The sequence below is a fragment of the Mycobacterium sp. ABE4_509 genome, assembly GCF_056160785.1.
In genome coordinates this window covers 1-7,475 of the sequence record NZ_JBSWXU010000202.1, presented here as the reverse complement: position 1 = coordinate 7,475, position 7,475 = coordinate 1, and the positions used below count along the sequence as shown (strand labels likewise).

Sequence of the window (7,475 nt, the reverse complement as noted above, 5' to 3'; positions counted from 1 at the left end):
GCGCTGGCCGCGGGCGCTGCCGAACTCGGGGTCGCCACCGTCGCCGAGGCGGTTGCGCTGCGTGCCGACGGCATCACCGCGCCGGTGCTGGCCTGGCTGCACCCGCCGGACACCGATTTCGGCCCGGCGCTGCAGGCCGGCGTCGAGGTGGCGGTGTCCTCGCCGCGCCAGGTCGCCGAAGTCCTCGACGCGGTGGCACGCACCGGCAGCCGGGCCACGGTCACGGTGAAGACCGACACCGGCCTCAACCGCAACGGGGTCGGTGCGTCCGACTACCCGGCCGTCCTCGACGCGCTGCGCCGGGCGGCCGCCGATGACGCGGTGCGGGTGCGCGGGCTGATGTCGCATCTGGCGCACGGCGACGAGCCCGACCACCCCTTCAACGACGAACAGGCCCGCCGGCTGGCCGCCAGGGCGGCACTGGCCCGCGAGCACGGCCTGGCCTTCGACGTGGTGCACCTGAGCAACTCGCCGGCCACGATGACCCGGCCCGATCTGGCCTTCGACATGGTGCGGCCGGGCCTGGCGGTGTACGGGCTCAGCCCGGTGCCCGAGCGCGGTGACATGGGGCTTCGCCCGGCGATGACGGTGACGTGCCCGGTGGCGATGGTGCGTTCGGTGGCCGCGGGAGACAGCGTGTCCTATGGGCACACCTGGACCGCCGCGCAGGACACCACGCTGGCGCTGATCCCGGCGGGCTACGCCGACGGCGTGTTCCGTTCCCTGAGCAATCGCATGCAGGTGGCCATCAACGGCCGGCGCTACCCGAACGTCGGACGGGTGTGCATGGACCAGTTCGTCGTCGACCTGGGGCCGGGGCCCACCGGCGTGACGGAGGGTGACCAGGCGATCCTGTTCGGGCCGGGTACCGGCGGTGAACCCACGGCGCAGGACTGGGCCGAGTTGTTGGGCACCATCAACTACGAGGTGGTCACCAGCCCCCGAGGGCGCATCGTGCGCAGCTACACCCGCGGAGGCCGGGCCCGGTGAGCGGCCGCGCGGGCTGGTTGGCCGGCGCGGCCGGGGTGACGGCCGTGGGCACCGCCGCCGGTCTCTCGGTGGCCCGGTCGCTGCACCGCAGGTTCAGCGAGGACGATCCCTACCGTCACGAGGACTTCGAACTGCTCGAGGCCGACCGCAGTTCGGTGGTGACCACCCCGGACGGGGTGCCGCTGGCGGTGCGCGAGGTAGGGCCGCAGGACGCCGGGTTGACGGTGGTGTTCGCCCACGGGTTCTGCCTGCAGATGGGCTCGTTCCATTTCCAGCGGGCCCGGCTCCGTGAGCAGTGGGGCGATCAGGTCCGGATGGTGTTCTACGACCAGCGTGGGCACGGCCAGTCGGGGGAGGCCCCAGCGGACACCTACACCGTCGAGCAACTCGGCCGGGATCTCGAAAGCGTCCTGGCGGTCACGGCCCCGCGCGGGCCGGTGGTGCTGGTCGGCCATTCGATGGGCGGCATGACGGTGCTGTCGCACGCCCGTCAGTATCCGCAGCGCTACCCGACCCGCATCGTGGGTGCAGCGCTGATCGCCTCTGCGGCGGAGGGGGTTTCGCGTTCACCGCTGGGCGAGATCCTGAACAATCCGGCCCTGGAGGCGGTCCGGTTCACCGCGCGGTACGCACCGCAAGCGGTGCATGCGGGCCGGGGCGCGGCCCGTTCGGTGATCGGCCCGATCCTGCGTGCCGCCTCCTACGGCGACCACGGCATCAGCCGCAGCGTCGGCGCGTTCTCCGAGGAGATGATGCACGACACGCCGGTCGCGACCCTGGTGGAGTTCCTGCACGCCCTCGAGACACATGACGAGACCGCCGGACTGGAGACCCTGAGCAAGGTGCCGACGTTGGTGGCCTGTGGGGACCGCGATCTGTTGACCCCGATGGAGTACTCGCAGGAGATGGCCGACGGCTTGGCGAAGTCCCATCTGGTGATCGTCTGCGGGGCTGGGCATCTGGTGCAGCTGGAGCGCCCGGACGTCATCGATGATGCGCTGGTGCGGCTCGTCGAGCGAGCGACACCGTCGAAGCTGGTGGCGTTGACCCGCCGGATGCGGGAGCGGCTCTATGGATGATCGTGCGGGCACCGCCGAGCTGCGCACCGCCGAGGACACGATTGCGCTGGGAGCCTCGCTGGGCCGCGGTCTGCGGGCCGGCGACGTGGTCGTGTTGTCCGGCCCGCTCGGAGCCGGAAAGACAGTACTGGCCAAGGGGATCGCGAAGGCGATGGATGTCGATGGCCCGGTGATCTCGCCGACATTCGTGCTGGCGCGGGTGCACCGGGCGCGCCAGGAGGGCGCTCCGGCGATGGTGCACGTGGACCTCTACCGGCTGCTGGACGAGGCAGCGGTGGACCTGCTTTCCGAGTTGGACTCCCTGGATCTCGACACCGACCTCGACGACGCGGTGGTCGTCGTCGAATGGGGTGAAGGAGTCGCAGAGCGGCTCTCCGACCGCCACCTCGACATCCGGCTGGAGCGGGCCGCCGACACCGACATCCGCACCGCCATCTGGCAGTGGAGCACACCGTGAGCAGGCTGGTGCTGGCGATCGACACCGCCACCCCCGCGGTGACCGCGGGGGTCGTCCGCGCCGGTGCCGCCGGCATCGAGGTGCTCGCCGAACGGGTCACCGTCGACGCACGCGCCCACGCCGAGCAGCTCACCCCGAACGTCGTCGGTGCATTGGAAGACGCCGAACTCGCGGTGGACCGGCTCGATGCCGTCGTCGTCGGTTGTGGTCCCGGGCCGTTCACCGGGCTGCGGGTCGGGATGGCGACGGCCGCGGCGTTCGGGCACGCCCTCGGCATCCCGGTGCGAGCCGTGTGCAGCCTCGACGCGATCGCGGTGGACACCACGGGCGAGGTTCTGGTGGTGACCGATGCGCGCCGCCGCGAGGTGTACTGGGCCCGCTATCGCGACGGGCTTCGGGTCGAGGGTCCGGCGGTCGGCGCCGCTGCCGACGTGCCTGCCGGTGCCTCGGCGGTGGCCGGCTCACCCGAGCACGCGGCACTGTTCGAGCTGCCCAGGCTGGCTGCGGTGTATCCGAGTGCCGCCGGGCTTGTTGCGGCCGTGGCGGATTGGGATGGTGAGCCCGAGCCGCTGGTCCCGCTGTATCTGCGCAGGCCCGACGCCAAACCGTCAGCGGGGTCACGATGAGCGCCGCGCAGTACGGTCCGCTGACGCCGCGGGACGCGGCCCGCTGCGCCGAGCTGGAGGCCCAGTTGTTCGACGGCGACGATCCGTGGCCCGAGCGCGCGTTCCTGGCCGAACTGGCCGCCAAGCACAACCATTACGCGGCGGCCCGGGTGGACGACAAGCTGGTCGGATATGCCGGTATCGCCCGGCTGGGCCGCGGTAAGCCCTACGAGTACGAGGTGCACACCATCGGCGTCGACCCGGCCTATCAGGGCCAGGGTATCGGTCGGGGGCTGCTGCACGACCTGCTCGAATTCGCCGACGGTGCAACGATTTTTCTGGAGGTTCGCACCGACAACGCCCCGGCGATCGCGCTGTACGAGAGTGAAGGCTTCGTGCAGGTCGGCCTGCGCAAGCGCTACTACCGGGTCAGCGGCGCGGACGCCTACACGATGAAGCGGGAGGCGCGATGATCATCCTGGCTATCGAGAGCTCGTGCGACGAGACCGGTGTCGGAATCGCCGAACTGAGCGACGACGGAACCGTCACGCTGCTCGCCGACGAGGTGGCCTCCAGCGTCGACGAACATGCGCGTTTCGGCGGCGTGGTGCCCGAGATCGCCTCGCGGGCGCACCTGGAGGCGCTGGGACCGACGATGCGCCGCGCCATGGCTGCCGCCGGGATCGCGCGGCCCGATGTGGTGGCGGCCACGATCGGCCCCGGTCTGGCCGGGGCACTGTTGGTCGGTGTGGCGGCGGCCAAGGCCTACGCGGCGGCCTGGGGGGTGCCGTTCTACGCGGTCAATCATCTTGGCGGCCATCTTGCCGCCGATGTCTACGATCACGGCCCGCTGCCGGAGAGCATCGGGCTGCTGGTGTCCGGCGGGCACACCAACCTGCTGCATGTGCGTTCGCTGGGCGAGCCGATCGTCGAACTCGGGTCGACCGTCGACGATGCCGCGGGAGAGGCCTACGACAAGGTGGCCCGCCTGCTCGGGCTCGGCTACCCGGGCGGGCGGGTCCTCGACGAACTCGCCCGCGAGGGTGCCCGTGAGGCGATCGTCTTCCCGCGCGGGATGACCGGGCCGCGCGACGATCCGCGTGCGTTCAGCTTCTCCGGGCTCAAGACCGCGGTCGCGCGGTACGTCGAGCGCCATCCCGACGCTGCGCAGGCCGATATCGCGGCGGGTTTTCAGGAGGCCGTTGCCGATGTGCTGACCGCCAAGGCGGTGCGCGCTGCCCAGGAGCTGGGGGTGTCGACGCTGCTGATTGCCGGTGGGGTCGCGGCGAACTCGCGGCTGCGCGAACTGGCGGGGGCACGGTGTGAGTCCGCCGGGATGACGTTGCGGATTCCGCGGCCGCGGTTGTGCACCGACAACGGTGCGATGATCGCCTCGTTCGCCGCGCACCTGATCGCCGCGGGTGCCGAGCCGTCCCCGTTGGATGCTGCCAGCGATCCCGGCCTGCCTGTCGTTCAGGGGCAGGTCGCCTGACGGGACATCGTCCGGAACGGCCCATATTCGCCGGGTGCGGGGCGAGCTAGGTGATTCCCGACCTGACCATTTGCTCAACCTCATCCACGGTCATGGACATCAGATGACTGAAGATGGTTGCGTCCGGCTCCGATAGCCGGGCCCTGCCTGCCTTCGACTGGAGCTCGAATATCCAGTCCTTCTCGGTCGGGACTACCTTTGCATCGGCGCTGTGACCCAACGCATACAGTCCGGGCCCAAAGATGCTGAGACCAAGCACATCGCGCATCGTGGAACCCCACCTCCAGACCAGGTAACTCTCGGCAAGCTCGAACGTGGAAAATTTGGCTACATCGTTGTATCTTCGGCCTCTGTCGTTGATGACATCGACTGTCCACCAACCGTTTACATTTCTGAGGATGAATGATCGATCATCGGATGCAAAGGTGACGTCGTTGACGTCTTCGCCACGGGAAACGTAGACATTCGCCATTCCGATTCGGTTTGACCACTCGGTCCAGGTTCTTGAGAGACGTTGGAAGTCTGCCAATCTATTCACCCAGTCTCTTCAGATAGCCGGATTGACGTAGAGACTCGACTGAGGGCTCCACGCCTGGCGGTGCGACAACTCGGTATTGGGTGCCGCCGCCGGGTTGGTGGAACCAGGGTGCTGCCTGCGATTGCTCAATGTGCCATCCTGGTGGGAGTTTGGACGGGTCGGCGACGACGTACTGATAGTAGGGTTTGGCGGCGCTGTCTGGCGGTAGTGCTCGTTCGGCGAAGGGAACGCCTTCTGGGGAAAGGTATGCCCCTCCGGGGTAGCCGAAGCGGTCGATCACGGTCCCCTGCGGGAGGTCGGCATTTTCGATGACGGTGCCCGGTAGTGCATATGGCTTGCTGGGCAGACTGTCGTCGGGGTAGCGGAGCCCGCCATCGGGGTTGGTGAATTCCGGGCCCGGGGGAGTTGGAGCGTAGTCGTCGAATAGCGGCGAGCCCGAGGTCAGCGGCGGCGGGGGTGCATCTAATTCCGGCGCAAGGGGGCCGGGGTGGCTCCACGCAGTACCGGATGGCGCCGGGGTGGCGTGGTCTCTGCCAGCTGGGTGATCGATGAGGTTGTCGGGGATGGCCCCTGCGGTGCCGGCGCGGGCGGCGAGGGCGGCTTCACCGCCGAAGAGGGCGCCGGGTGCGGTGAGGGCCGTCTCGCCGAGTTGTTCACCGACGTAGTGGCCGGGATATCTGGTTGCATGTTCGATTTCCTCGGTCAAAGAGTCGATGGGATGGGTGACTCGTTGCCAGGCGCCCTTGGCTGTGTTGGTCCAGGCGTCTTTGAATTCTTCCCATCCGTTGGCCCCGATGAGGTTCTCGAGTTGTTCTTCGGTGTTGAACCAGCCGTCGGCGAATCCGTCAGAGACGCTGGGGCCCGTGCCGTTGTCGGTGGACTTCGGTGGGGTGGACGGAGTCAGCGGTTTCTGTGCTGCAGCGACCAAGGCGTCGAGGCGTCGTTCGATCTGCTCGGCCGGAATCCCGTTGCGCTGCATGATTTGGCGTGCGGTGTTCTTGAACTGCTCGACCTTGCTGGGGTCCAATGGCAGTGGTGTGGCGGACCCGGCCTCGGCTCCAGGAGCTTCTGATGGAACAGATGCCGGCACGGGCCGCCCGGCGAGCTGTTCCAATGCACCGTCTCCGGCGATGAGCGTGCAGTATCGGTGGGTGCTTCGGTCTGGACGCGGCTAGCAGTGCGAATCGCAAGTGCGAGGTCAGTATCCACCAGCCGGCCGGCCGCCAACACGGCAGCGACACGTTCCTGTAGCTCAGCGACCTTGGCTGCGACCTCGGCAGCCGCTTCATCGGTCAAATAGTCGGTGTTGGGTGCGATCACCCGATTGGTGTACTGGTCGATCTGCACCGGATAGGGAGGCGCGGCGGCGTCGTCGAGGATGCGTGTGATCTCGTCGGCGACGAGCTCGGCCTGTTCTCCAGCGCGGTCCATAGCAGTCGCGGCCGCGTCGAGATCGTCGGCGATCGCATCATGATCGTCGGCGCTGGCCGACATGGCTGCGCGGGCCGCATCGGCGCCGCGCCCGACCCAGGTCGACCCACTGACGAGAGCGCGATAGAAATCGACCGAGTTGGCGTGGGTATCGGCGGCCTCGCGGGTCGCTGCCGCGAGGTCCGCGATCTCGGGGGGCCACTCACGCAGCTCCCGCAAGTTCATCGCAACGAACCGCGCTTACGGCGCAGGAGCAGCGTGGTCGATCACGCCTCCGTTGCGCGTGTCGGTGCGCACGTAATCCTCTGCCGCAATGCGATGGCCGTCCGCGTGCTCGGTGAACTGTGCGCCCAACCGGGTGGTGTCTGCCGTCCAGGCCGCCAACAATCCCGGCAACGAGGCGGCCGCCGTGCCCGACCCCAGCCAAACCCCGCTGGCCCGTGACTGCGCCGCCCGATGCGCGGCTAGAAACTCGCTGGCCTGAACCTCGAGGCGGCCGGCGGCCTGGTGAAGCTCAGACGGATCGACCGACAGCAGGTCCCGTGCAATCGTCACATTCCCCCCTCACAGCAAACCCTATATTGGCAACAGGCTACAGCAATGGACATCATCCTCAGATGTCTTGGAGGTGGTTGGGAGGGCTCACTGAGCACAGCCGGCCATCAACATCATTGCGGCGAAGTCGTCTCCCAGTGCGTTGTCGGCTTCGAACAGGGCTGGGTGCGCGAGATCCTGCCACTGATCGGCCCATTCCCGCCAACGGAAATCAACCCGTTGAGCTGCGGGTTCAAGCGGGTAGAACTCGAGATCGCCGAAAGAGGAACCGACATGAACACCGCCGCCATTGCCGGCGCCGCCGCTGCCGCCTGTCCGCCGCCCGCCC

Annotated in this window: 11 protein-coding genes; 7 read left to right on the top strand and 4 right to left on the bottom strand. The window is 68.4% G+C overall.

The features are described from left to right. From alr to tsaD, 6 genes are all read left to right on the top strand, one after another. Nucleotides 1–990, top strand: a 990-nt coding sequence (gene alr, locus ACXAID_RS26070) for an alanine racemase (RefSeq protein WP_475025075.1), incomplete at its 5' end; no start/stop codon positions are given. After that, the gene (locus ACXAID_RS26065) at nt 987–2,069 is read left to right on the top strand and encodes an alpha/beta fold hydrolase (RefSeq protein ID WP_475025074.1); all 1,083 of its coding nucleotides are present in this window, start codon (nt 987–989) and stop codon (nt 2,067–2,069) included. The genes alr and ACXAID_RS26065, both read left to right, overlap by 4 nt. Beyond that, entirely contained in the window at nt 2,062–2,526 is a 465-nt protein-coding gene (gene tsaE, locus ACXAID_RS26060) for a tRNA (adenosine(37)-N6)-threonylcarbamoyltransferase complex ATPase subunit type 1 TsaE (RefSeq protein WP_475025073.1), read from the top strand. Before ACXAID_RS26065 ends, tsaE begins: the two co-directional genes overlap by 8 nt. Continuing rightward, nucleotides 2,523–3,152 carry a tRNA (adenosine(37)-N6)-threonylcarbamoyltransferase complex dimerization subunit type 1 TsaB gene (gene tsaB / locus ACXAID_RS26055; protein WP_475025072.1) on the top strand — a complete coding sequence of 210 codons (630 nt, stop codon included), beginning with the start codon at nt 2,523–2,525 and terminating at the stop codon, nt 3,150–3,152. The genes tsaE and tsaB overlap by 4 nt, the downstream gene beginning before the upstream one ends. Beyond that, nucleotides 3,149–3,604, top strand: coding sequence for a ribosomal protein S18-alanine N-acetyltransferase (rimI, locus tag ACXAID_RS26050; protein ID WP_475025071.1), 456 nt, complete (start codon nt 3,149–3,151; stop codon nt 3,602–3,604). The genes tsaB and rimI overlap by 4 nt, the downstream gene beginning before the upstream one ends. Beyond that, nucleotides 3,601–4,623 carry a tRNA (adenosine(37)-N6)-threonylcarbamoyltransferase complex transferase subunit TsaD gene (gene tsaD, locus ACXAID_RS26045; protein WP_475025070.1) on the top strand — a complete coding sequence of 341 codons (1,023 nt, stop codon included), beginning with the start codon at nt 3,601–3,603 and terminating at the stop codon, nt 4,621–4,623. The genes rimI and tsaD overlap by 4 nt, the downstream gene beginning before the upstream one ends. Before the next feature lie 46 nt (nt 4,624–4,669). Here tsaD and ACXAID_RS26040 read toward each other — a convergent pair whose 3' ends face one another. The 4 genes from ACXAID_RS26040 to ACXAID_RS26025 are packed head-to-tail and all read right to left on the bottom strand — an operon-like array spanning nt 4,670 to nt 7,147. Beyond that, entirely contained in the window at nt 4,670–5,095 is a 426-nt protein-coding gene (locus ACXAID_RS26040; RefSeq protein WP_475025069.1) for a hypothetical protein, read from the bottom strand. A 58-nt stretch (nt 5,096–5,153) separates the two neighbouring features. Further along, nucleotides 5,154–6,140, bottom strand: a complete 987-nt coding sequence (locus ACXAID_RS26035; protein ID WP_475025076.1) for a TNT domain-containing protein — start codon at nt 6,138–6,140, stop codon at nt 5,154–5,156. Further along, entirely contained in the window at nt 6,062–6,817 is a 756-nt protein-coding gene (locus tag ACXAID_RS26030) for a hypothetical protein (protein WP_475025068.1), read from the bottom strand. The genes ACXAID_RS26035 and ACXAID_RS26030 overlap by 79 nt, the downstream gene beginning before the upstream one ends. Before the next feature lie 15 nt (nt 6,818–6,832). Then, on the bottom strand, nt 6,833–7,147 hold the full coding sequence (locus ACXAID_RS26025) for a type VII secretion target (protein ID WP_475025067.1): 315 nt from the start codon (nt 7,145–7,147) through the stop codon (nt 6,833–6,835). Between the two features lie 45 nt (nt 7,148–7,192). Between ACXAID_RS26025 and ACXAID_RS26020 the strand changes: the two genes are divergently transcribed. Next, nucleotides 7,193–7,475 (top strand): hypothetical protein (locus tag ACXAID_RS26020; RefSeq protein WP_475025066.1); only part of this gene is annotated, 283 nt, incomplete at its 3' end.

Excerpts from the sequence above, each read along its gene's own strand:
- ACXAID_RS26035 (WP_475025076.1), bottom strand. The coding sequence starts at position 6,140 with ATGCAGCGCAACGGGATTCCGGCCGAGCAGATCGAACGACGCCTCGAC.
- ACXAID_RS26040 (WP_475025069.1), bottom strand. The coding sequence starts at position 5,095 with ATGGCGAATGTCTACGTTTCCCGTGGCGAAGACGTCAACGACGTCACC.
- rimI (WP_475025071.1), top strand. The coding sequence starts at position 3,149 with ATGAGCGCCGCGCAGTACGGTCCGCTGACGCCGCGGGACGCGGCCCGC.
- tsaE (WP_475025073.1), top strand. The coding sequence starts at position 2,062 with ATGGATGATCGTGCGGGCACCGCCGAGCTGCGCACCGCCGAGGACACG.
- ACXAID_RS26030 (WP_475025068.1), bottom strand. The coding sequence starts at position 6,817 with ATGAACTTGCGGGAGCTGCGTGAGTGGCCCCCCGAGATCGCGGACCTC.
- tsaD (WP_475025070.1), top strand. The coding sequence starts at position 3,601 with ATGATCATCCTGGCTATCGAGAGCTCGTGCGACGAGACCGGTGTCGGA.